This window comes from Nguyenibacter vanlangensis, from assembly GCF_038719015.1.
GTDB lineage: Bacteria > Pseudomonadota > Alphaproteobacteria > Acetobacterales > Acetobacteraceae > Gluconacetobacter > Gluconacetobacter vanlangensis.
Genome location: NZ_CP152276.1, coordinates 1,304,159 through 1,327,212, shown reverse-complemented (window position 1 = coordinate 1,327,212; position 23,054 = coordinate 1,304,159). Strand labels below are relative to the sequence as shown.

Sequence of the window (23,054 nt, the reverse complement as noted above, 5' to 3'; positions counted from 1 at the left end):
CCCGCGGCCGGCGCTTACAGCGTCAGCGCCGCGACCGCCCCGTGCGCGGCTTCCAGCGATGCGGCCCGCTGCGCCTCGCCCCGGGCGATCCCCTCGGCCAGGATGAATTCGGGGGCGGCGATGCCGATAAAGCCCAGCACGGCACGCAGATAGCTGCCGGTATGTTCCGCCGCGGCATAGGGCGTGTCCTCGCCGTAGAAACCGCCATGCGACAGAACGGCGATCACCCGCTTGCCGGCGGCCAGCCCGGCCACCCCGTCCGGCCCGTAGCGAAAGGTCTGCCCCGGCACCAGGATCCGGTCGATCCACGCCTTCAACTGGGTCGGAATGGTGAAATTATACATCGGCGCGCCGATCACCACGATGTCCGCCGCCAGGAATTCCTCCAGCACCGCGGCGCTGGCGGCACGCGCGGCCTCACCGCCGGGAACGGACGCCGGATGGGCGGGCGGCAGGCTGGCCAGCGTCATATGGGCCAGCGGATCGGCGACCAGGTCGCGCCGCACGATTTTCAGCGCGGGGTTCAGCCCCGACAGCCGCGCCACCACGGCGGCCGAGATCGTACGGCTGACCGAACTGTCCGCCGGCAGGATGCTCGCATCGAGATGAAGCAGGTTCGTCATGATATCTCCTCGGCATGTTCCGGTATAGGTTTGTAACCGGGGCTATGTTTGCTACTGTCCGTCGGACGCGCAAGGAGGCACATTTTTGATACGCGGGAACAGCGATGTGACTACCCCACCCCCATCCCCGGACGCGGCATCCCCGGACGCGGCGCCGCTCCACGACCCGATGGGCGGCGATTGCCGCAAGGTCAGCCGCGTGCTGGCCCGGGTGGGCGACAAATGGAGCGTCCTGATCGTCATGATGCTGGGCGGCGGGCCGCGGCGCTTCAACGAAATCCGGCGCATGGTCGGCGGAATTTCCCAGCGTATGCTCACCCTGACCCTGCGCGGGCTCGAACGCGACGGTCTGGTGACGCGCACCATCTACCCGACCATCCCGCCGCGCGTGGAATATAACTTGACCGAACTGGGTCATTCCCTGCGCGCGCCGGTGCAGGCGCTGGGCGACTGGGCACTGGCCCACACCGATACGATCGAGGTCGCGCAGCGCACCTTCGACGCCCGGCAGGACTGACGGCCGCGCCGCTCAGCGAAAGGGCGCGAATTCCGGATCGGTCGCGACCATGCTGTCGTAGTAATCGCGGTGCTGCAGTTGGGCGGCGGCCGGTTCGTCGGCGATCACCAGGCAGTTGGCATGGAATTGCAGGGCGCTGGCGCTGATCATCGACGTGACCGGCCCCTCGACCGCCCGGGCCAGGATGGCGGCCTTGGCCGCGCCGGTCGCCACCAGCACCACCTGCCGCGCTTCCAGGATCACCCCCACCCCCATGGTCAGCGCGCGGCGGGGCACGGCATCGACGTCGCCGCCGAACAGGCCGGCATTCTGCCGCCGCGTGCCCGGCGCCAGGGTGATCGCCCGCGTGCGCGACGCCAGCGGCGACAGCGGCTCGTTGAAGCCGATATGGCCGGTCTCGCCGATCCCGGCCAGTTGCAGGTCGATCCCGCCGGCCTCCCGGATCGCCGCGTCGTACCGCGCCGCCTCGCTCTCCAGGTCGGCGGCCATTCCGTCCGGCAGCATGGTGTTCTCCGGCCGGATATCGATGTGGCGGAACAGATGCGCCTCCATATAGGCGCGATAGGAATGCACGCTGCCGGCCGGCAGGCCCACATATTCATCCAGGTTGAAGCTGCGGCAGCGGGAAAAATCGATCGCCTCGGCCCGCGCGATGGCGACCAGCTCGGCATAGACCCGCTCCATCGTCCGCCCGGTGGCCAGCCCCAGCACGCTGCCGGGCCGCGCCTTGACCTGCTCGGCGATCAGCCGCGCCGCGACCGACGCGACCTGCCCGTCATCCGCCCGCACCATGATCTTCATGCCATCCCTCCCATCGCGGCCGCACCGGCCCGCCTATCATGCCGGCAGACGACATGCCCTGGGAAAGAAATCGTTCGCAAGCAAAAAATATGTTAAAACGATCAATAACGATCATGCTGTCAAACAAATCGGCATGATATCCGTCACCACGCGCCGGACCCCGCGCAACGGCGCGGGTTAGCAGGTCAGTGAACCGGCATAAGCGTGGCCGGCACGGATCGCCGCGACCGGATCGGGCGCTGCGTCCAGTTCCAGGATCGACCACATCGCGTCACCGCGCGCCCGGATCAGGTCGGCCCAGCGATCCCAGGCGACTATACCCTCTCCCATCGGGCAGAAAAACGGTTTGTGGCGATCATGAATACCGGCGTTAATCACGGTATCGATCGGCATGCCGGCCGTCGCGTCCTTCCAGTGCGCGATGCAGATCCGCTCCTGATGCCGCGCCGCGACGGCAACCGGATCGCCGCCCTCCAGGGCGATATGTGCGGAATCGGGGCAGAAATGGACATAGCGCGGATCGGTTAGCAGCATGAACAGGTCTATGTCGCGCGGCGCGCAGAACACGCTGTGCGCTTCGGTATGCAGCGCCAGCCGTACGCCTTCGCGTGCGGTCTCGATGCCCAGGCGATTGATGAAATCCGCCAGGGGCGCCGCCATGGCCAGGTCCACGACCCTGACCGGTTCCAACAGGAAGGTGCGGCGGCAGGGCATGCCGACGACCATCACGCCGCCGCCGCACGCACGGATAAACCGGGCATAGTCGCGCGCCTCGGCCAGAATGCGTGCCTGGGCAGCCGCCGATGCCAGGTCGGCCTCGCGATCCAGATCGACCAGGAAGCCGCTGGCCAGGGTCAATCCGCGCGCCGTCAGCGCCGTCGCGACCGCCTCGGCCGAACCGAACGCGGCGACCGCGTCGCGCCAGTGAAACGGGGAAAAGGTTGTCTCCACACCGCGTACCCCCGAGTCGCGGACTGCATCGAAAAGCTTGTTCCAAAAGGCCGGCAGGTCCCGGCCTGCCAGTGCGGCGATCTGGGCATAATCCGAAACACCCCAGAACGACGGATGGTAGAATGTCACCAGGTCGACACCGAATGCCATGGCTGGATGCTCCTGCGTGGATCAAGCGCGCTGCGCGCGGAAGGGATGGCCGTCGGCCAGATGGGCACAGGCGCGGACGGTCAGCGCCATGACGGTCAAGGTGGTGCCCACGCTGCCCCCGGTCGGAAACGCGCTGGCGTCCGTTACATACAGATTCGGCACGTCCCAGCACTGGTTATGGGCGTTCAGCACGGAACGCCCGGGGGCGGTGCCCATGCGGGCGCCGCCGCTTTCATGGATGGCTGCCCCCATGCACATCGTACGGCCGAACCACCGGCGGAACATGAACCGGCTGAGCGGATCGGCATCGGGAAACGCGCCGCGCCCGAATTCCCGCAACCCCAGGGGCGAGCCGATGAATTCCGTCTCGCCGCCCATCGCCCGGATCATCTCCAGCATCGTGTCCTCCTGCGCCTGCAGCAATGCGATCTCGTTGGCATGCGGTACGCAGCGAATATGTGGCACCGGAATGCCCCAGGCGTCCTTGCGGCGCACATCCAGCGTCACGCGATTATCCGCATAGGGCTGCATCTGCCCGAAACCGAAGAAGGACAGGCGGCTGGCCACGTCGTCCGCGACTTGCGAACGGCCGATCGTCCCCTGATATGTGAAGCCTCCGGAAAAAGGCCGGGCGGCGCCGGTGCGTTCCTCCGCCCGCGGGATATAGAGTCCGCCCGACGGAGCATAGAACGGATCGGCGGGCGCCGAGCGGTCCAGTACCCAGCCGCGCGCCGCCGGATAGGCGCCGAAGGCCAGGCACGGAAGCTGGTCCATGAAATACCGGCCCAGTATCCCCGAGGCATTGCCGACACCCTGTGGATGGCGCGCGCAGGCCGAATTCAGCAGCAGCCGGATGCTCTCGATCGGCGAGGCGCACAGCATCACGGCGCCGGCACGCACGACGACGTCCTGGCGGGTCAGCCGATCCGTGAAAACCGCCCCCGTCGCCAGGCCCGAGACCGGATCGGTCATCACTCGGCGGACGATCGCATCGGCTCGCAGTGCCAGGCGGCCGGTCGCCAGCGCCGCGCGCAGCGGCTTCGGCACCCGCAGGATATCCGGCGCCACGTACCGCCATGACGTCGCGCGCCAGCCCGGCCAGTCGTGCTCCAGCCGATGCCTGAACGCCTCTTCCGCCGGGGTCAGGGCGGCCGGGGCCGCGAACTTTCCGTCAGGCAGGTTCGGCACCTGGTCTGCATTGCCGTAAACGCCGAGATAAGTCTCGACAAAATCATAATAAGGCTCCAGGTCGGCATAGGATAGCGGCCAATCCTCGCCCACGCCGGTCCGGCTCGCCCCTTTGAAATCGTCGTCTGTCCAGCGCAGCAGGACGCGCCCGAAACTGTGCAGCCGGCCGCCGCTCTGGCGGCCGCGAATCCACAGAAAGGGGGCGTCGCGCGGCGTCGTATAGGGATTCATCCTGTCATTGACGAAGAAGGATGCGAATTGTTCGCTAAAAAAAGCGGCGCGCGCCTGGACCGACTGTCCCTTCAGCGTCGCCCTGGCCCGTTCCCATATATTGATGTCCTTTCGCGGCGCCGTTTCGCCCATGGGCGGAAAATGCGCCGTGGTGATCTCCGGGCCTGCTTCCAGCAGTACGACGCTCAGCCCGCGTTCTGTCAGTTCCTTCGCGGCAAAGCTTCCGGCCGCGCCCGAACCGACGACCAGCACGTCATAGTCCTTGTCGGGGCTGAATGGCATGGGCGGCCGGTTGCCCGGATCGGCATGGTCCACGATCAGGTCCTCTTCAGAAATCGACGGAAACCGACCCGCCGAAGGTGCGCGGCGGCGCGAAGGAATAGCTGTAGGCGTCGGCATAGCCGTTTTCGGCGGCGTTCACGAAAATCCGTGCATTCTCGATGTTGCGGATGAAGACCTGCGCGCGCCAGTGGCCCCGGTCCGGAACATATTCCGCAAACGCCGTCGTGTTCGTATAGCTCTTCTGCTTTGTATCGGCGGAATTGGTAAAGTAGAAATAGCTGCTGCTCTGGAATTTGGTCCGGATGTCCGTGCGGACTCGCCCGGTCGGTACCGTCCAGTACCGGCTGAATCCGGCACCGATCGACAGGGCAGGGGCCTGCGGCAGCGTATTGCCGGCGAATTGCTGCATGACCGTGGTTGAGGACCCGTTCGCCAGAGGATTGTCCACCGCGACGTCGAAATTGTCGAAGCGCGCATGCAGCCACTCGAAATCCACGTCGAACTGCCCGATCCGTGGCACCGACAGGATCAGATTCGGATCCACGCCGTAAATGGTGCTCGATCCCGCATTGTCGATGATCTGCCCCCCGCCGCCATAGTTCTTGATGATCTGCGCCACTTGCTGGCCTGTGTAATTCTCATAGAATCCCGAAATGTTGAACTGCACATGGTTATGCCAGAACCGGTTCTTCAGACCCAGTTCATAGGCCCGGACGTTTTCGGGATTGTACTGGTTCAGGTCCGTAAAGCCGCCCGGCTTGTAGCCGGTATCGACCTTGAAATAGGCCATGTTGCGCGGCGTGATGTCGTATTCGATCCCGGCATGCCAGGTCGGCTGGTCCCACGATCCCTGGCCGTAATTCGGTATGGTGACGTATTCATAGGGATAGCTGGCCCGATTGGCGGGGAACATGATATTCCCCGCCCGGACCTTGTGGTCCCAGTTATAGCGGATGCCGCCCGTCAGGCGCAGCGTCGGCAGGATCTTGAACGTGCCATGTGCATACCAGGCCATCGACCGGGCCAGTGTCGTATAGTTGAAGATCAGGGGGCGCGCGGCAGGGTTCTGGGGCAGCGGGATCGAATCGAAGCTCTGCAGGTCGTTATCCTCACGGAAATAGTAGAAACCCGTCGTCCAGAAGAACCGGTAGTGGCTGTCGGACGAGATGCGGAATTCCTGGTTCTGTGTCTTGGGATTCTCATGGGCGTTAAAGGATTCGATCTGGTGCGAATACGAAACATCCGAGCTGTTATCGTTGACCGCGACGAAATGGATGGAATCATAACCCCCAAGATAGGTCAGGGTGACATAGGGCAGTTCATAGTCGAAATTCCAGCGCACCGCCTGCTCGGACATGTTCTGCCGGGGTGTCGTCGGAATGGCAAGATGCGATGGATTGCCTTCGGGCAGGACCGGCATGTCGTGGATCAGGTTCCCGCCAGCGTCGAACTGGTATGGCACGTTATAGACAGCCTGTCCCGCCCCGCCCATATGCGTGCCCTGATAGGTCAACAGTCCCTTGAAATGGCTGAACGGCTGGAACGCGACCGTCGCCCGGCCCGAAATCGAATTGGCGCCGTCGCCGCGGCCCGATGCGCCAAGGTCGCGGTACCCGTCATGGTAGCCGGAATTGAAGGCCAGGCGCACCTGGACCTTGTCGCTGATCGGCTGATTGATCATGGCCCAGGAACTGACGGCATCATAATTCCCGAATTCCAGCTTCGCGCTCGCCGCGCGTTCCATGGTCGGTTTGGCGGTAATGACATTGATTGCCCCGCCGACGGCATTGCGTCCGCTCAAGGTTCCCTGGGGGCCGCGCTCTACCTCGACACGGTCCAGGTCATAGAATGTCGAATTGAACGAGTAGCCGCGATTCGTATAGACGCCATCGGTCGAAATCGCCACCGCGGGGTCGCCGACCTCGCTGGTGTCATGGCTGGAAATGCCGCGGATGGTGATCACGGCCTCCCCTCCGGTCTCCAGGAGATTGACATCCGGCGCTATAGCGGACAACCCGCTGATCGAGTTGATCCCATAGCTCTGTAGTGCCTTGCCGGTCCATACGCTCATGGAAATCGGCGTCTTTTGCGCCGTGGACACGCGTTTCTGTGACGTGACGGTAATCTGCTCGATCCCGCCGCCGGGCGCTCCTGCCTGCCGAGTCATCGTGGCGGCCGGCGATCCGGGTGTCGCTCCTGCGGTCGTCTTGCGATGCGTCGCGCCGGCATGGGACTTGGGGCGGCCCTTCGTGGCGTCGGTGGCCGCGTGGACCTCGCGATCCGGACATGCAGCCAGCAAGGAAATGCCAAGCAGCAGCATGGTTCGACAGGTCGGACGCGTCCGGGGGCGCATGGCCGATGTGGGCCGATGGATCGCCTGGTCGCGCAGACATTGGGTAGGGCGCATGGGGAATTCCTTGGATGCGGGGGAGTGGGACAAGGTTTTGGCAATCGATTGCCATAAATTCATATATCATTCCGAATATGTTAGGAAATGGATTCTTCATTTCTGGATGCGGAATCTGTCGTTTGAAAAATATAATGAATTATAACAATATGTTATATTGAGAATATTCCCACGCGCTCCGTTTCAAGAGGCCTGAATGAATGATTTTGCGACGGCAATCGATATCCTTCCGGGGCTGCGACTTTGACGCCCCTTCCGTCCCGTGACAGAGAGGGGAAAGGAAAACAGTCCGTTGAGAAGGGAGCGGAGTCATGAGCACCGTGTTCCGCCCGGCAGACGCGGCGACCACCGGGGGCAAGATCACCCTGGCTGATCTCGCCGCACGCACCGGCTTGAACATCTCGACCGTCAGCCGGGCATTGTCGAAGCCCGAACGGGTCAGCGCCGAGACACGCAAGCTGGTTCGGCGCGCGGCCGAGCAACTGGGCTATGCGACCAATCTAGCCGCCCGCAGCCTCAGTCGCGGCCGGGCGGATATGTTTATGGTCGTTCTGTCCAACTTTCCGGGCCAACCCATTTCACCCGTCCTGACCGAAGCCCTGCGGGGCGTCTTCGACGAGGCCGCGCAACGGGGATACGGCGTCATCATCAAGCGCGTCGAATATGCGGAACTCGCGGTTGAGGAACTGATGGATCTGGCGCTGAACGGCATGGTGGACGGCGTATTGATGCTCGCTCCGGCGCGCAGCGCGCGCACGGTGCGCCGCATCCGGCCGCCGGCGCATATTCCGGTCGTCTCGGTGATGCACGACATGGTCGCGGGCGGGATCTCCAGCGTGGTGGCGCTCGAGCAGGCCGGGTTCTACGGCCTCACCGACTATCTGCTGCGCAAGGGCCATCGCCATTTCGCCTTTCTCAGCGGGCTGGTGGACACCACGCATGAAAAGCTGCGCTTCGAAGGCGTCATGCAGCGCCTGGCCGAAGAGGGAATGGCCGATGCCTGCGACCTGTTGCCGGGCGGGGCCTTCGACATGGAATCCGGCCTAAAGGCGGTGCCGCATTTCCTGTCCCTCGAAAATCGTCCCACCGCGGTGATCTGCTGCAGCGACGCCCTGGCCCTCGGCTTCATCCGGGGGGCGCTCAAGGCCGGGCTGCGGATTCCCCAGGATGTCGCGGTCAGTGGTTATGACGGGCTGGAACAGGGCGAATATTCCACGCCCACGCTCACGACCCTCATCCAGCCATCGGCCGAAATCGGCCGGCTGGCGACCCGCCTGCTGATCGACCGCTGCCAGCAGCACCAGGCCACGCCGCCGCAACTCGTGGCGCTCGGCACGATGCTGGCCGAACGAGAATCGGCCTGACCGGCCCATTCCAACCCCGTCATCAATGGCGGGCTATCTCGATTGCGCGGTCCGGGGGATAGAACAGCATCACGGCGATCGCCAGGCTTGATGACAGGGCAGGCAGCAAGACATACCCCGCATTCACCCACCACCCCAGCGCCGCCGATTGCGTATGCCGTGCCGGATCGTACTGCCCCCAGGCCAGAAACAACGCCAGCAGCGTGCCTGTGGCGGCAAAGGCGATTTTGGTGACCATGCTGTTGATCGCATAGGCCATTCCGGCGCAGCGCACCCCGGTTCGCGCTGTCCCGTAATCGATGGCGTCCGAGATCATGGAAAAATAGAAGGGCGAGCGCAGCCCCGACGCCAGTCCTGCGACTGCCAGGCCGGTCAATGCGACCGGCAGGCTTCCCGGACGGCTCGCCACGACGCACAGGGCGCAGGCCTCGACGCCCAGCGACAGGATCAGCGTGCGTTTGCGGCCGTATCGCGCCGCCACCGGCGATGTCAGCATCGCGCCCACGATGCCCGTGACGGTGGTGATGCCCAGCAAGGTGCCGCCAAATGCCGTACCGCGATGCAGGACGTCGCGCGCGTAATAGATGGCAAACGACGCATAGGCGCAGATATTGGTGAAATTCAGGGCATTGCCCAGGTTGCAGACGACCCACGGACGATTGCGGATCAGCGCCGCCAGGATCGTGCCCGGCGAACGCGGTGCGGGCGGCGGCGGGATCCGGATCCGGCAGAGGCGGCAGGTCAGCAGCCACAGGCCGGCCCCGACAGCCCCCACCAGCGCCATATAACGTGGAAATCCCGCCAGTTCGGCGTTCGGCGTGTCGCCATGGCCCAGCCGGTGTACCAGCGGTATGGTCAGGACCGCGATCAGCAATTGCCCGCTCTGGCAGCCGATCATCCGGAATGCCCCCTGAACCACCCGGTCCTGCGGCGTCGTCGCCGTCATATTGCCCAGGGCGCCATAGGACGTGTTGATCCCGGCATAGACCCAGCCAAAGACCAGATAGGTCGCCGCCGCCCAGCCCAGTTTCACCGCATCACTGCCGGGCAGGGGCAGAAAGGCAAGAAAGGCCACGCCTCCGAACGGAATTGCCAGCCAGCGGATCAGCGGGCGGACCAGTCGTCCATGGGACGCGTCGATCGCATAGCCCACCAGCGGATCGACCAGTGCGTCCAGCACGCGCACCGCCAGCAGCAATGTCGCAACGGCGCCCACGGGCAGCCGGTAGACGTCCGTGTAGTAGTACATCAGGAAAGATCCCGAAATACCCCACAACAGGTTGGAAGAAAGATCACCCGCCCCGTAGGCCAGGTTTTCAAGAAAGCCCGGACCGTCGCCGGGCATGGCGATCTGGCGCGTCGTCGCGCCGGGGTCGATCCCGCTGGACATGTTTTCCCCTGGCCCGCGATTGCGTAACGATGCCAGAGTGCAACAAACAAAGTGTCATGGCAAGCCTTTGCCATCCTCCTCATGCCGTTCCGCGCGGTCACGGCGATGGCGCGGTTGTCTCCGGAATCTCGCCCAGCGCCGCCCGCAGAACGCCGCCCACGGCCGTAAAGCCGAAGCACTGGCGGACATTGTACAGCGTGGCGTCGGTGCAGAAGCCGGGCGAGGTCGTGGCCGCGCAATCCTCCAGCAGGATGCAGTCATAACCCAGGCAGCCGGCATCCTGCAGCGTCGTCATCACGCACTGGTCCAGGTTGACCCCGCCGAACAGCAGCGTATCGACCCGCAGATTGCGCAGGATGGCGTCCAGCGGCGTGTCCCAGAACCCGCTCATCCGGTATTTGGCGACATGGATGTCACCCGTCTCGGGCGCCAGCTCATCGACGATGGCGGCGTTCCAGCTCCCCAGTTCCAGCACGCCGCCCGCCTGGCCGGGCAGGCGGCCGCCCAGGCCCACTCCCTCGCCGTCCGGGTCATAGACATGCAGCAGAGACGGGCTCAGATTCAGCCGGTCGGGCCGGTTGCCCCAATTGACCCAGATCACCGGCACGTCCCGGCCGCGCAGCACCGGCAAAATCGCCGCCAGCGGCGCGATCGGCGTCCGTGCCGGGGCGATATCCACGCCGATGCTGGCCAGCCAGCCATCGGGGTGGCAGAAATCGTTCTGCATGTCGATGACGATCATCGCCGTGCGGGCCAGGTCCAGCGTCACCTGCTGCGGCAGGGCGTCGATCGTGACGGGCCGCGCCGGCCGCGGCGGCCGCAGCAGGCTGACCGCGTCGCGCGAAACCCGCCACCGATTGGCCGAGGACGATCCGATCTGCTTCATCCGCACAACACCCGCAGGTCCTCCTCGTCCAGCGCGACCCGCTCGCCACTGCGGATCAGCGCGCCGAATTCCTCATCCGGAATCATGACCGTCAGCGTATAGAGCTTCGACGTCCCGGTATTCTCGACGACATGCTCCGCACCGGGCCGCACCAGCAGCGCGTCGCCCTTGCGCAGGGTGGTACTCTGCCCGTCGCAGATCGCCCGTCCTTCCCCGCTCAGCACGACGAACATCTCGTCCGCCGCGCGATGCGTGTTGGGCGGCGTGCGCCCGCCGACGGCAAAGATCTCGACGACGGCGACCGATCGCGTCCCCCCGGCCCGCGCGTCGAACAGGATCGCGAAATAATTGCTGTCGGCCGGCGATATGCGAAAGGCCTCGATCTGGCCGATCGACCGCTTGAGAAAGCTCATGCCTGTTCCTCCGCCGCGCGCAGCGGCACATGCAGGATCGATTTGTCGCGCCGCAGCCGCACGGTGACGACCTGGTGGTCGAAGATCCCGGCCTCCCACGGCGGCCGGCCGGTGCCGGGATTGACCGGAAAGGACGGAAAACAGGCCAGCGCCAGCGACAGCCGCAGCCGCTCGCCGGGTTGCAGGGTGCAGCAGGTCGCGCGCATCGGCACCGAAACCGCCCCGGGCTCCAGCGTGGCATAGCCCTCGGCCAGCGGAAAGCTGCGCCCGTCCGCCGCCACGCGCGACAGCACGGCATGCAGGTCGAACGACGCATGCGCGCTCTCGATCCGCGCGCTCAGCCGCACATCGCCCGCGATCAGCATGCGCTCCGTGGCCGGCGCGCCGGTAAAGGTCAGCGTATCCGCCCGCGCATCCGCCCCCGCCCGGTCCACCGGCCCGGGCGGCCAGCCGAAGCTGCCGCCACAGGGCGCCGCCGGCCGCCAGGGATCCAGGGTCAGCGATTCCCATCCCGGCGCGCCGGCGCCCGCCTCCAGCAGGCGCCCGTCGCGCATGTCGATGGCCGCCCGTCCCGATCCGTCCAGCCCCAGCCGCGCCTGTTCCGGCGTCGCGCCCGGTGCCGCATCGCCTTCCGGCCAGGCCGCGAAATCGCGCCAGCACCGCGCGCCCATGTCGAACAGCCGCACGGCCGGCCCATCCCCCGGTCCATCCCCCGGTCCATCCCCTGGAGCGTCCTTCAGCCAGCGATCGAACCAGGCGATCTGCTGCTGGTCGATATCGGTAATGGCATCCTCGCCGAAATCCAGCGCCCCGACCCGCCGGTCCCAGGGAAAATGCGCCCACGGCCCGACGATCAGCCGCGCCGGCAGATGCGGCGCCAGCGCGCGGAACGCGGCCAGCGTGCCCGGCAGGTGGCTGTCGTACCAACCGCCGATCAGCAGCGTCGCCGGCCCGTTGGCCACGATCCGCGCCCGCCGCGCGGCGGGCGAGATCGCGTCCCAGTACGGATCGTCCAGCGGTGTGTCGCGCCACACGGCATAATGGCTGTAACGCTGCAACAGCGCGTCATGCTCCGGCCAGGCCGGCATCGCATCGGCGAAGGACGCGGTCCGGCTGGCCGCATACAGCCGGGCCTGGGCCTCGCGGTCGCCCGCCAGCCGCGCGGTCTCGGCCGCAAGCTGCGTCGCCCAGCCGATATTGGCGCGCAGCGCGAACGCCCCGTTCTCATACGCCCAGTCGCGCCTGATGTCCCAGCCGATCATGGCCGGGGCGATGGCCTTCAGCGCCGGACAGGGCTCGCCCGCGGCCAGAAGCTGGTTGCTGCCCTGGAACGAGAAGCCGAACATCCCCACCCGCCCGTTGCTCCCGGGCAGGGCGGCGGCCCAGGCGACGCTGTCGGCCCCGTCCGCGGCCTCATGTTCGAACAGCGCGAACCCGCCGCCGGACTCGCCCCGCCCGCGCACATCCTGCATCACGACGATATAGCCGCGCGCCGCGTACCATTCCGGCGGCGCATAGCACAGCGACGTGCCGATCCGCCGCCCATAGGCCTGGCGCATCATCAGCACCGGCCAGGGGCCCGGCCCCTCGGGCTGCCAGATATCGGCGACCAGGCGCGTGCCGTCCCGCGTCGCCATCGCTTCGGTCCGCTTCGGCCGGACGGGCAGGGGGGTCATCACGCCAGCTCCCGATAGGATGGCGGCCGCTCGGCGATCGCCCGGCCGCCCCGCACCACCGCGCGCCGGTCCGGCCGGCTCAGCAATTCGTTCATCGTCCGCGCCTCGAACAGCACCAGGTCGGCCGGCGCCCCCGGGCGGATCATGCCGTCCCCCAGGCCCATCCGCCGCATCGGCGTGCCGGTCACCGCGGCGGGCCACGCGCCGAACGGATGGTCCAGATGCGCGATCCGCACCGCCGCGCCGAACACCGTCATCATGTCGAAATCGCCATAGGCATGGAACGGATCGCGCACATTGTCCGACGCGAACATCACATCCGCGCCAGCGTCGGCCAGCTCATGCACCAGCGTGATCCCGCGCCAGCGCGGCGTGGCGCCCGCCGCGCGGTCCTGCAGATACAGGTTGCATTGCGGCAGGCTGACGACGCCGATCCCGGCATCGGCGACCCGCGCGGCGATGTCGCGGGCGCGCGCCGCCTGCTGCACCGACAGGCTGCAGCAATGGCCGCACACCACCCGCCCGGCGAACCGGTGCCGCGCCGAAGCGGCGGCGACCTGCTCCAGCGCCGTCTCCCCGGCCTCGCCGTTCTCATCCACGTGCAGGTCCAGGTCCAGCCCATGGTCCCGCGCCAGCCCGAACAGCCGGTCCAGCACGGCCTCGCCGGTATTGTGCCCCATCAGCACCGCGCCCAGCATCCCGCCCGGCGTGCCGGCGGCGGCGCGGGCGATCTCTGCTCCCTGCGCCCCGTCATAGGCTTCGGGCATCACCAGGGCCACGGCCTGCAACGCCACCCGTCCGGCCCATTCAGCCTGCAGCGCACGGATCAGCGGCCATACCCTTCGCCCATGCGCGCCCGCGATGTCCAGATGGGTGCGGATCGCCCGCGTGCCGTGCGTATGGGCGCTGGCCAGCGCGAATTCCATCCGCCGGCGCACGTCCTGCTCCGTCCAGTGCCGCTCGCGGTCCGCGGTCACCGCCTGGACGGCGCCGGCGAACGTGCCGTCCGGATTGGGCGCGCGGTCCCAGATAAAGGCCTTGTCCAGATGGGTATGGATATCGGCGAAAGCCGGCCAGACCATCCCGCCCGCCAGGTCCGTCTCGGGCATCCCGCTCTCGGGCGGCAGGCGCTCCAGCGCCGCGATCCGGCCGTCCGCGATCACGATGTCGCATTCCACCCACTCGCCGCCCCCGCCGCCGGGGGCGCGCCAGGGCGTCAGCGCCGCCGGAATCCGGGCGCGGCGCAGCACGTGGCGCGATCCGGACATCTCAAACATGGCGGGCTTCGCGCAGGGCGGTCTCAACCATGTTCGTCTCAGCCATGCTCGTGCCAGCGCCGCAGCACCCATTGCTGCAACCCCGCCATCACTCCGTACAGCACCAGCCCGGCCAGCGTGATCAGGGCCAGGGCGGCGAACATGCGGGGAATGTCCATCTGAAAGCCCGATTGCAGGATTTCGTAGGCCAGTCCGGCGCTGTTGCCGCCCGTGCCGGCGACGAACTCGGCCACCACCGCCCCCACCAGCGCCAGGCCGCTGGAAATCCGCAACCCCGCCATGAACATCGGCACCGCGCTGGGGACCTGCAGCCGCAGCAAGGTCTGGACCCGCGTGGCCTTGTGCATCCGAAAGAACGCCGCCAGCCCCGGGTCCACGCTGCGCAGCCCCTGCAGCGTGTTCGAAATGATCGGAAAGATCGCGATCAGGGTGGCGCAGATGACCAGCGCCGGCAGCGTCGTCTTGACCAGGATGATGATCAGCGGCGCCACCGCCACGATCGGCGTGACCTGCATGACGATCACGTACGGCATCAGGCTGCGCTCGATCATCCGGCTCTGCACCAGCAGAAACGCCACCAGCACCCCCAGGACCGCCGACAGGCCCAGCGCGATCATGGTGACCAGCAGCGTGCTGCGCAGCGCATGCAGCAGCGCCCATCCGTTCTGCACCAGCGCCGCGCCGATATCGCCGGGCGCGGGCATCAGATAGGGCGGGATGTGCCACAGCCGGCATCCCGCCTGCCACGCCAGCAGGACGGCCACCCCCACCAGCGTCGGCGCCGCGACCGCGGCGAGGCGCGCCCTCGTCGTTTCCCCCATCGTCAGGACTCCTCGTCCAGCCGGCTGGACGCGGATGCCTCGGCCAGCAGCGCCGTCAGATCGCGGCAGATGGTGGCGAAGCGCGCGCTCAGCCGAAACGCGCCGTCCCGCGCGATCCCGGGTTCGATGGCATATTCGGCGAAGACCCGGCCCGGATTGGCCGCCATCACGATCACCCGCGACGACAGGAACGCCGCCTCGTACAGCGAATGGGTGACGAACAGCGTCGTCAGCCCCTGCTGCGCGCACAGCCCCGCCATGTCCTCGTCCAGCCGGTTGCGCGTGCATTCGTCCAGCGCGCCGAACGGCTCGTCCATCAGCAGCAGGTCGGGATTCGTGACCAGCGCGCGGGCGATCGACACCCGCATGCGCATCCCGCCCGACAATTGCGCCGGAAAGCGCGCGGCCGCATGGGCCAGCCCCACCTGCTCCAGCGCCGGCGGCACGCGCCGCTCGGCCGCCGCGCGCGGCACGCCGTCCAGGTCCAGCGGCAGGCGCACGTTGGCCGCCACATTGGCCCAGGGCATCAATGTCGGGTCCTGGAAGACGAAGGCCAGCCGCCGTCCGTCCGTTCCCACCGTGCGGAAATCCCCGCCCCACCACGCGACCTGCCCGTCCGTGGGCGCATGCAGGTTGGCCACCAGCTTCAGCAGCGTGCTCTTGCCGCAGCCCGACGGCCCGATCAGGCTGACCAGCTCGCCGGGACGGATCTCCAGGTCCAGCGGCGCCAGCCCCCGCACCCCGTTGGCAAAGACCTTCTCCACCCCGCGCAGGCTGACCACCGGCGTCGCGACATCTCCCGCATGCGGCCCGGGGCCCGGCATCGCGTTCACGCCGGCACCGTGTCGGTCAGCGCGTCCGACAGCGCCGTCGTATAGGCATCGCGCCACGCCGCCCCATCGGCCGCCCCGCCGGCCGCCCCTCCGGACAGCGCCACCACCTCGTGGATCCGCGCCCACCGCGCGGCACTCATGCCCAGCAGCATCTGCCCCGGGGCGCCCATCGCATGGACCTCGCGCAGCGTCCGGCGCGACCAGGCCATGTGGTCGGTCGTATTGGCCGGATTGTCGCGCAATATGGCGGCATCGCCGGCGGCGGGGTCATGATACAGGTAATCCAGCCAGCCCCGCGCGCTGGCGGCCAGAAACCGCCGCAACGCATCCGCCCGCGTCTCCAATGTCCGGCGCGAGACCAGCAGCGCGTTGGTATAGGTCGGATAACCCGCATCCGCGAACAGGAAATATTTGAACGCCACCCCCATCTGCCGCACCGCATAGGGCTCCGAGGACAGAAAGGACTGGATCGCCAGCGCCGGATCATGGACGAACGGCTGCAGGTTGTAGGTATAGACCCCCGCCTGCGCGTCCGTGAAACCATAGGTCCGCTTCAGCCACGGCCAATAGGTCGACCGCCCCTCGGTGCTGATCAGCAGCGGATGCCCCTTCAGGTCCGACAGGCCGCCGATATCCGGATGGGTCAGGAACCCGGTCATGCATTTCTGGAAACAGGCGCCGATCGTCACCACCGGAATGCCGCGCAGCGCCGCCACCATGGCCGCGTCCGGCTGGCCCACGATCACGTCGCACGCGCCGGCCAGCAGCAACTGCATGGCATTGACCTGCGGCCCGCCCGACCGGATCGTCACATCCAGCCCGGCCGCGCGATACAGGCCGCTTTCCTGCGCCTGATAGAACCCGCCCAGCTCGGGCTGGGCATACCAGTTGGTCACCAGCGTCAGGCGCCCGGGCGCGCTGGTATCCGAGGCATGGGCATCCGAGGCATGGGCACCCGAGGCATGGGCACCCAGGGCGCGGGCACCCGCGCCCGTCATCGTCATGCCCAGCAGGGCGGCGCGTCGTCCGATGGCGCGGTCAGGCATCAGGCACCGTCTCATGATTGCAACGGACGGGCAGCGTAACGTCCCCGTTCCGGGAATGGAAAGAGACATTTCACGCGCGCGGCGCTGCCTGAAAGGCAGCACGGATCTTGACCGCGGCGCCCCGGCGCCCCACCAGTTGCGGGCAAGTGAAAAGGGGGACGCAGCGCATGCTGCACGGGCGGATGCTGGTCTATCTGGACGTCGTGGCGCGGCTGGGCTCGATCCGCAAGGCCGGCGAGCGCCTCAACGTCGCCTCCTCGGCGATCAACCGCCAGATCATCGAGCTGGAGCGCCAGCTCGGGACCAAATTGTTCCAGCGCCTGCCGCGCAAGCTGGTCCTGACCGCGGCGGGCGAACTGATGATCGCCCATGTCCGCCAGACGCTCAAGGACATGGACCGCACCCGCGCCCTGATCGAGGAAATGAAGGGCCTGCATCGCGGCGAGATCGTGCTGGCGGTCATGAGCGGCCCGGCCGCCAACATCATGCCCCAGGTGCTGGCCGATTTTCAGGTCTCGCACGCCAATGTGCGCGTCGCCCTGCGGGTCCATGGCCGCACCGAACTGCTGGCCGCCGTGCGCGACGGCGAGGCCGACCTGGGCGTGGGCTTCGACCTCCCGCGAGAGGCCGGATCGACCGTCCTGGTGGCCCGGACCGCCCATCTCGGCGCCGTCATGCGCGCCGACCACCCCCTGGCGCGGCGCGAAAGCCTGTCGATCGCCGATTGCCTGGCTTATCCGCTGGTGGTGGCCGACCCCACGACCTCGATCCGCCCGCATCTCGACGCGCTGTGCGCGCGCAGCGGCGCCTCCCTGGTCGCGCGGGTCGAAAGCAACTCCGTCGAGGTCCTGCGCCGCCTGGCCCGCGCCGGGGATTCCATCACCTTCCTGACCCCCTTCGACATCATCGAGGAACGCGAGCGCGGCGAACTCGCCCTCGTCCCCCTGCGCCATGCCGGCACCTGGCCGCAGACCCTCAGCGTGATCGCCCGCCTCAACCACGTCAATCCGCTGGTCAGCCTGATGGCCGAGAAGATCGGCGCCGTCATCGAACGGACCTTGTGACCCGTCACCCGTCCTCGGGCAGGCTGACATAGATGCACACCCCCAGCATCGTCAGGAAGAAGCGAAAGGCCGGCTGCTGGCCGTTCCAGTCACGGGACTGCCACATCGCGAACCATTCCGCCCCCACGACCGAAAAGCCGAAGAACCAGATCAGAAACCCCAGCGCGGTGCCCAGCGGCACCAGCCGCGCCGCCCGGCGGAATGCCGCGCGGTCCGCCCGCAGCGCGCGCAGCATCGCCCCCGCCGCCATCAGGAACAGCATCCCGGTCGCCGCTTCCCCCAGGATGATCAGCAGATAGAACCCATGCCACGCCCAGCGCGCGTGAATCGCGCGCCAGGTCAGCGCAGTGCCCGGAAAGGTCGTGTCCATGCTCAGCACGTGCCGCACGAACAGGAAGTTCGACCGGTAATCGGTCAGGTTGTTGAAGGCGACCAGCAGCCCGAACGCCGCCAGCGACGCGACCATCGCCAGCTTGGCCAGGCGCGAGGCCAGGGTGAACGAATCAGGCATGAACGAACCATCCTGCATTGCCGGCCCTCGGAACAGTCATTGCGTTTCCGTCATAGCATGCCGCCCGCGCCCGCCGGTCAAGCCCGGTTCGGGCCATGCCGGCCAGGACGTTCCGCGCGCGCAAAAAAGCAGCACCCGGCACGTTATTTGATGCTTCAAAATGGCCGGGGAACACGATCTCATGTCCCCCTCCAATGGCCCGACACGCACGCGACACCCACGATCGATGCCCCGTTCATGACGCTCACCCGCCGCGCCGCCCTCTCCGCCGCCGTGACCATCGCCGGGGCCGCCGCGCCGGCGGCGCGGCGCGCGCGGGCGGGCACGCCGGTCCGGCTGGTGCTCTCCTGGTTCGCGCAGGCCGAGGTCGGCGGCTTCTACCAGGCCCTGGCCCGCGGCTATTACGCCGATCGCGGGCTGGACGTGCGCATCGCCATGGGCGGCCCGCAGGTCAACGCCATGCAGCTTCTGCTGGCCGGCCAGGCCGACTTCGCCACCGGGTACGATTTCCAGACCCTGCGCGGCATCGCCGCCGGCATGCCGCTGCTCACGGTCGCGGCCTCCTTCCAGCACGACCAGCAGGGGCTGATGACGCATGAATCCGTCACCGCCCTGGCCATGCTGCGCGGCCACCCGATCCTGATCGCCGGCACCGCCCATGCCACCTTCTGGCCCTGGCTGCGCGCCCGCTATGGGTTCAGCGACGCCCAGCTCGGCGCCTATACCTTCAATCTCCAGCCCTTCTTCCACGACCCGGCGATGGCGGTGCAGGCCTATGCCTCCTCCGAACCGTACCAGGCCGCGCTGCACGGCGTCCCCGTCCGCTTCTTCCCCTTCGCCGCCATCGGCTATCCGCCCTACGGCACCCCGCTGCTGACCACGCGCGCCTTCGCGGCGGCGAACGATTCGCTGACGGCGGATTTCGTGGCGGCCTCCCTCGCGGGATGGCGCGACTATCTGCGCGCGCCGGAAATCGGCAACGCCCTGATCAAGAAGGACAATCCCCGCATGACCGACGGACAGCTCGCCTTCGGCGTGCGCGGGCTCGCCGCCACCCGCGCCGTGGACGGCGGCGACGCGGCGCGGCTGGGCATCGGCGCGATGACCGAGGCCCGCTGGCAGGCCACCCGCGATTTCATGGTCGGCAACGCGCTGCTGCCGGCTGCCGCCGACTGGCGCGCCGCCTTCACCACCCGCTATGTCGCGCGCGCCAAAGTCATGCCGCTATGACGGCGCACGCCCCCACGCACGACCTGGTCGTCCGCAATGCGCGCGGCATCCTGACCGGCCTGCGCGGGGCGGCCGAACGCCGCACCGGAGACCTGCGCATCCGCGACGGCCGCATCGCGCAGATCGGCGACATCCCGGCCCTGCCGGGCGACCGGGTGCTGGACGCGCGCGGCGGCGTCGTCACGCCGGGCCTGGTCTCGACCCACCACCATCTGTTCCAGAGCATGCTCAAGGGCGTGCCCAGCGCGATCGACGCGCCGCTCGAAACCTGGCTGCGCCTGGTCCCCACCAGCTACTGGAACCGCCTGGACGAGGACGCGCTCCAGACCGCCGCCCTGGTCGGCATGGCCGAATTGCTGCTGTCCGGCTGCACCACCGTCGCCGATCATCACTATCTGTTCGCCGACAGCTACCGCTACGACCCGGCCGCCGTGCTGTTCGAAACCGCCGACCGGCTGGGGCTGCGCCTGGTGCTGGCGCGCGGCGGCACCACCCGCACCCGCGCCTTCGACACCGACGACATCCTGCCCACGCCCACCGAACCGCTCGATGTCATGCTGCGGCGGGTCGGCGACCTGGTGTCGCGCTACCACGATCCGTCGCCCGACAGCCGCCGGCGCATCGTAATCGCCCCCAACACCCCGACCTGGGGCGTCACCCCCGACGAGCTGCGCGAACTGGCCCATGCCGCGCGCGCGATGGGGATCGGCCTGCACAGCCACCTGTCCGAAACCGGCAATTACGTCCGCTATTGCCGCGAAACCCACAATATGCGCCCCGTCCAGTTCGTCGCCGAACATGGCTGGACCGGGCCCGACGTGTGGTTCGCCCACCTGGTCCATCTCGATCACAGCGAAATCGCCATCCTGGCGGAAACCGGCACCGGCATGGCGCATTGCCCGCAAAGCAATTGCCGCCTCGGCTCGGGCATCGCCCCGGCGCCGGACCTGGACCGGCTGGGCGGCCGCGTGTCGCTGGCCGTCGACGGCGCCGCCTCCAACGAGGCCTGCGACATGGCGGCCGAAATGCATTGCGCCTGGATGGTCCACCGCGCCGCCCACGGCGCCGCCGCCATCCGGTGCGAGGACGTGTTGCGCTGGTCCACCGCCGGGGGCGCGCGGGTGCTCGGCCTGCCCGACCTCGGCACGGTGGCCGAGGGCCAGGTCGCCGACCTGGTCGTCCACGGGCTGGACCAGCCGCGCCATGCCGGCCTGTTCGACCCGCTGATCGCCCCGGTGGCCTCGGGGGCCGGCAGCGTGCGGCACGTCCTGTCGGCCGGCCGTCCCGTGGTGGTGGACGGCGCGATTCCCGGCCTGGACCTGCCGGCGCTGCTGCACCATGCCCGCGCCGTCGTCACCCGCATCGCCCGGCAGGAGGACCTGGTATGCTGACCACCAAACAGGCGGTGCTGCGCCGCTTCTGGTACGCGGTCATGCCGGTGCATCACCTGGCCGCCGGCCCCAGGCCCTTCCGCCTGATGGGCGAGGACCTGGTCCTGTTCCTCGATGCCGGCGGCGCGCCCCGCGCGCTGCGCGACCGCTGCTGCCACCGCACCGCGAAACTCTCCAAGGGCTGGTGCGCGCATGGCGAGATCGTCTGCGGCTATCACGGCTGGCGCTATGACGGGCAGGGCCGCCTGACCGAAATCCCTCAATTGGGCCGCGACGCGCCGCTGCCCGCCTGCCGGGTGCAGTCCTTCCGCTGCCAGGCGCGCTACGGCTATGCCTGGGTGGCGCTGGACGATCCCATCGCGGACATCTTCGACATCCCCGAGGACCGCGACCCCGCCTTCCGCCGCATCTTCCAGTTCTACGACACCTGGCGGACCGCGCCGCTGCGGCTGATGGAAAACTCCTTCGACAACGCGCATTTTTCCTACGTGCATCGCGGCACGTTCGGCGACATCACCCAGCCCAGGCCCAAATTCTACGACATCGCCGAGACCGATTACGGCTTCTACGCCACCACGGTGGTCGACATCCTCAACCCGCCCGACGCGGTGGCGATCACCGGCGATCCGTCGCCCACCACCACGCGCACCATGCACAACCACTGGTACATGCCGTTCTGCCGCCGGATGGACATGGCGTATCCCAGCGGCATCCGCCACATCATCATCAATTGCGCCACCCCGATCGAGGACGACCGGATCCAGCTCGTCCAGCTCCTCTACCGCAACGACCGCGAGGAAGACTGCCCCGCCGAACGCCTGATCGCCTGGGACCGCAAGATCACCGACGAGGACCGCGAGATCCTCGAAGCCACCGATTGCGACGCGACCCTGGACATCACCCGCCAGGTCGAAAGCCACATGCCCTCCGACCGCCCCGGCCTGATCATGCGCCGCCGCCTGCTCGACCTGCTGCGCCGCCATGGCGAGGACGAAATCACCCGCCCTCCGCCGCCCTCGGCAACGCCGCCCGCCATGCCGGGCCCCGATCGCGAGGACACGATCCCCATGATCGTCGACGACGTGCGCAACCAGGCCGAACGCGTGCTGTCGCTGCGCCTGCGCCCGGCCGACGGCGCCGAACTGCCGCCCTTCGCGCCGGGCGCGCATGTCGCGCTGCATGTCGCCCCCGGCCTGGTGCGGCACTACTCGCTGTGTTCCGACCCGCAAGACCGCGCCGCCTGGCGCATCGCCGTGCTGCTCGAGGCCGCGTCCCGCGGCGGCTCGGCCACGGTGCATGGCGCCTTCCGTCCCGGCCGGCAGGTCCGGGTGGGGCTGCCGCGCAATCATTTCCCCCTGGCCGACGCCCCCTTCGTGGTGCTGATCGCCGGCGGCATCGGCATCACGCCGCTCCTGCCCATGGCGCTGGAGCTGCACCGCGCCGGCCGTCCCTTCGCGCTGCATGTCTGCGCCCATTCCCGCCGGACCGCCCCCTTCCTCGACGAGGCCCTGGCCGCCCCCTATGCCGCCCACGTCACGCCCCACCTGGCGGCCGAGGGCGGACGCCTCGACGTGCCCGGCGTGCTGGCCGCCGCGCCCGAGGGCGCGCATGTCCAGGTCTGCGGCCCGCTGGGCCTGCAGGACGCGGTGGCCGCCGCCGCGCGCGCGCTGGGCTGGGACGGCGACCGCGTGCATGCTGAACGCTTCACCGCCGACGTCGATATCCAGGGCCGTCCGTTCATGGTGCGCGCCGAACGCAGCAACGTGACGGTCGAAATCCCCGCCGACCGCAGCATCGCCCAGGCGCTGGGCGCGGCGGGGATCAGCATCCCGGTCTCGTGCGAACAGGGCCTGTGCGGCACCTGCGTCACCCGCGTGCTGGAGGGCGAGCCCGACCATCGCGACCTGTTCCTGTCCGAAGCCGACAAGGCCCGGGGCACGCATATCATGGCCTGCTGCTCGCGGGCGCGCGGCGCCTGCCTGGTGCTGGACCTCTAGGCATG

At 68.0% G+C, this 23,054-nt stretch carries 20 protein-coding genes; 6 read left to right on the top strand and 14 right to left on the bottom strand.

What is annotated here, in order from left to right; genetic code table 11:
• Positions 1-14: 14 nt before the first annotated feature.
• Positions 15-623, bottom strand: a complete 609-nt coding sequence (locus tag AAC691_RS06015; protein WP_342629315.1) for an NAD(P)H-dependent oxidoreductase — start codon at positions 621-623, stop codon at positions 15-17.
• Positions 624-792: 169 nt separating this feature from the next.
• Here AAC691_RS06015 and AAC691_RS06010 point away from each other — a divergent pair, with 169 nt between their 5' ends.
• Positions 793-1,140 (top strand): helix-turn-helix domain-containing protein, encoded by a 348-nt coding sequence (locus tag AAC691_RS06010; protein WP_176639803.1) that lies wholly within the window; start codon positions 793-795, stop codon positions 1,138-1,140.
• Between the two features lie 12 nt (positions 1,141-1,152).
• Here the strand turns inward: AAC691_RS06010 and nagB are convergent, their stop codons facing one another.
• From nagB to AAC691_RS05990, 4 genes are all read right to left on the bottom strand, one after another.
• On the bottom strand, positions 1,153-1,941 hold the full coding sequence (gene nagB, locus AAC691_RS06005; RefSeq protein ID WP_323991589.1) for a glucosamine-6-phosphate deaminase: 789 nt from the start codon (positions 1,939-1,941) through the stop codon (positions 1,153-1,155).
• A gap of 177 nt (positions 1,942-2,118) precedes the next feature.
• Positions 2,119-3,042 (bottom strand): sugar phosphate isomerase/epimerase, encoded by a 924-nt coding sequence (locus tag AAC691_RS06000; RefSeq protein WP_342629314.1) that lies wholly within the window; start codon positions 3,040-3,042, stop codon positions 2,119-2,121.
• A 21-nt stretch (positions 3,043-3,063) separates the two neighbouring features.
• Positions 3,064-4,776, bottom strand: coding sequence for a GMC family oxidoreductase (locus AAC691_RS05995; RefSeq protein ID WP_342629313.1), 1,713 nt, complete (start codon positions 4,774-4,776; stop codon positions 3,064-3,066).
• Positions 4,777-4,789: 13 nt separating this feature from the next.
• Positions 4,790-7,150 (bottom strand): TonB-dependent receptor, encoded by a 2,361-nt coding sequence (locus AAC691_RS05990; protein WP_342629312.1) that lies wholly within the window; start codon positions 7,148-7,150, stop codon positions 4,790-4,792.
• Between the two features lie 311 nt (positions 7,151-7,461).
• Between AAC691_RS05990 and AAC691_RS05985 the strand changes: the two genes are divergently transcribed.
• A complete protein-coding gene (locus AAC691_RS05985) occupies positions 7,462-8,514 on the top strand; it encodes a LacI family DNA-binding transcriptional regulator (protein ID WP_342629311.1) in 1,053 nt (350 codons plus the stop codon).
• A gap of 22 nt (positions 8,515-8,536) precedes the next feature.
• Here AAC691_RS05985 and AAC691_RS05980 read toward each other — a convergent pair whose 3' ends face one another.
• The 8 genes from AAC691_RS05980 to AAC691_RS05945 all read right to left on the bottom strand — a co-directional run bounded on the left by AAC691_RS05980 (position 8,537) and on the right by AAC691_RS05945 (position 16,856).
• Positions 8,537-9,904, bottom strand: coding sequence for a glycoside-pentoside-hexuronide (GPH):cation symporter (locus AAC691_RS05980; RefSeq protein ID WP_342629310.1), 1,368 nt, complete (start codon positions 9,902-9,904; stop codon positions 8,537-8,539).
• A gap of 97 nt (positions 9,905-10,001) precedes the next feature.
• Positions 10,002-10,790, bottom strand: coding sequence for an isochorismatase family cysteine hydrolase (locus AAC691_RS05975; RefSeq protein ID WP_342629309.1), 789 nt, complete (start codon positions 10,788-10,790; stop codon positions 10,002-10,004).
• The gene (locus AAC691_RS05970) at positions 10,787-11,203 is read right to left on the bottom strand and encodes a cupin domain-containing protein (protein WP_342629308.1); all 417 of its coding nucleotides are present in this window, start codon (positions 11,201-11,203) and stop codon (positions 10,787-10,789) included. The genes AAC691_RS05975 and AAC691_RS05970 overlap by 4 nt, the downstream gene beginning before the upstream one ends.
• A complete protein-coding gene (locus AAC691_RS05965) occupies positions 11,200-12,879 on the bottom strand; it encodes a CocE/NonD family hydrolase (RefSeq protein ID WP_342629307.1) in 1,680 nt (559 codons plus the stop codon). The genes AAC691_RS05970 and AAC691_RS05965 overlap by 4 nt, the downstream gene beginning before the upstream one ends.
• Positions 12,879-14,156, bottom strand: coding sequence for a cytosine deaminase (locus AAC691_RS05960; protein WP_342629306.1), 1,278 nt, complete (start codon positions 14,154-14,156; stop codon positions 12,879-12,881). Before AAC691_RS05960 ends, AAC691_RS05965 begins: the two co-directional genes overlap by 1 nt.
• Positions 14,157-14,194: 38 nt before the next feature.
• The gene (locus AAC691_RS05955) at positions 14,195-14,977 is read right to left on the bottom strand and encodes an ABC transporter permease (protein WP_342629305.1); all 783 of its coding nucleotides are present in this window, start codon (positions 14,975-14,977) and stop codon (positions 14,195-14,197) included.
• A 2-nt stretch (positions 14,978-14,979) separates the two neighbouring features.
• Positions 14,980-15,801, bottom strand: coding sequence for an ABC transporter ATP-binding protein (locus AAC691_RS05950; protein WP_342630159.1), 822 nt, complete (start codon positions 15,799-15,801; stop codon positions 14,980-14,982).
• A gap of 5 nt (positions 15,802-15,806) precedes the next feature.
• On the bottom strand, positions 15,807-16,856 hold the full coding sequence (locus AAC691_RS05945) for an ABC transporter substrate-binding protein (RefSeq protein ID WP_342629304.1): 1,050 nt from the start codon (positions 16,854-16,856) through the stop codon (positions 15,807-15,809).
• 167 nt (positions 16,857-17,023) lie between these two features.
• On the opposite strand from AAC691_RS05945, the gene AAC691_RS05940 reads away from it, so the two are divergent.
• Positions 17,024-17,920 (top strand): LysR family transcriptional regulator, encoded by an 897-nt coding sequence (locus AAC691_RS05940; protein WP_176640707.1) that lies wholly within the window; start codon positions 17,024-17,026, stop codon positions 17,918-17,920.
• 4 nt (positions 17,921-17,924) lie between these two features.
• On the opposite strand, the gene AAC691_RS05935 is transcribed toward AAC691_RS05940, so the two are convergent.
• Positions 17,925-18,431, bottom strand: a complete 507-nt coding sequence (locus AAC691_RS05935) for a DUF2165 domain-containing protein (protein ID WP_342629303.1) — start codon at positions 18,429-18,431, stop codon at positions 17,925-17,927.
• Positions 18,432-18,668: 237 nt separating this feature from the next.
• Here AAC691_RS05935 and AAC691_RS05930 point away from each other — a divergent pair, with 237 nt between their 5' ends.
• The 3 genes from AAC691_RS05930 to AAC691_RS05920 are packed head-to-tail and all read left to right on the top strand — an operon-like array spanning position 18,669 to position 23,049.
• Positions 18,669-19,661: an ABC transporter substrate-binding protein gene (locus AAC691_RS05930; protein ID WP_342629302.1), complete on the top strand. Its 993-nt coding sequence runs from the start codon at positions 18,669-18,671 to the stop codon at positions 19,659-19,661.
• On the top strand, positions 19,658-21,052 hold the full coding sequence (locus AAC691_RS05925) for an amidohydrolase family protein (protein WP_342629301.1): 1,395 nt from the start codon (positions 19,658-19,660) through the stop codon (positions 21,050-21,052). The genes AAC691_RS05930 and AAC691_RS05925 overlap by 4 nt, the downstream gene beginning before the upstream one ends.
• Positions 21,046-23,049, top strand: a complete 2,004-nt coding sequence (locus AAC691_RS05920; RefSeq protein WP_342629300.1) for a Rieske 2Fe-2S domain-containing protein — start codon at positions 21,046-21,048, stop codon at positions 23,047-23,049. The genes AAC691_RS05925 and AAC691_RS05920 overlap by 7 nt, the downstream gene beginning before the upstream one ends.
• Positions 23,050-23,054: the final 5 nt, after the last annotated feature.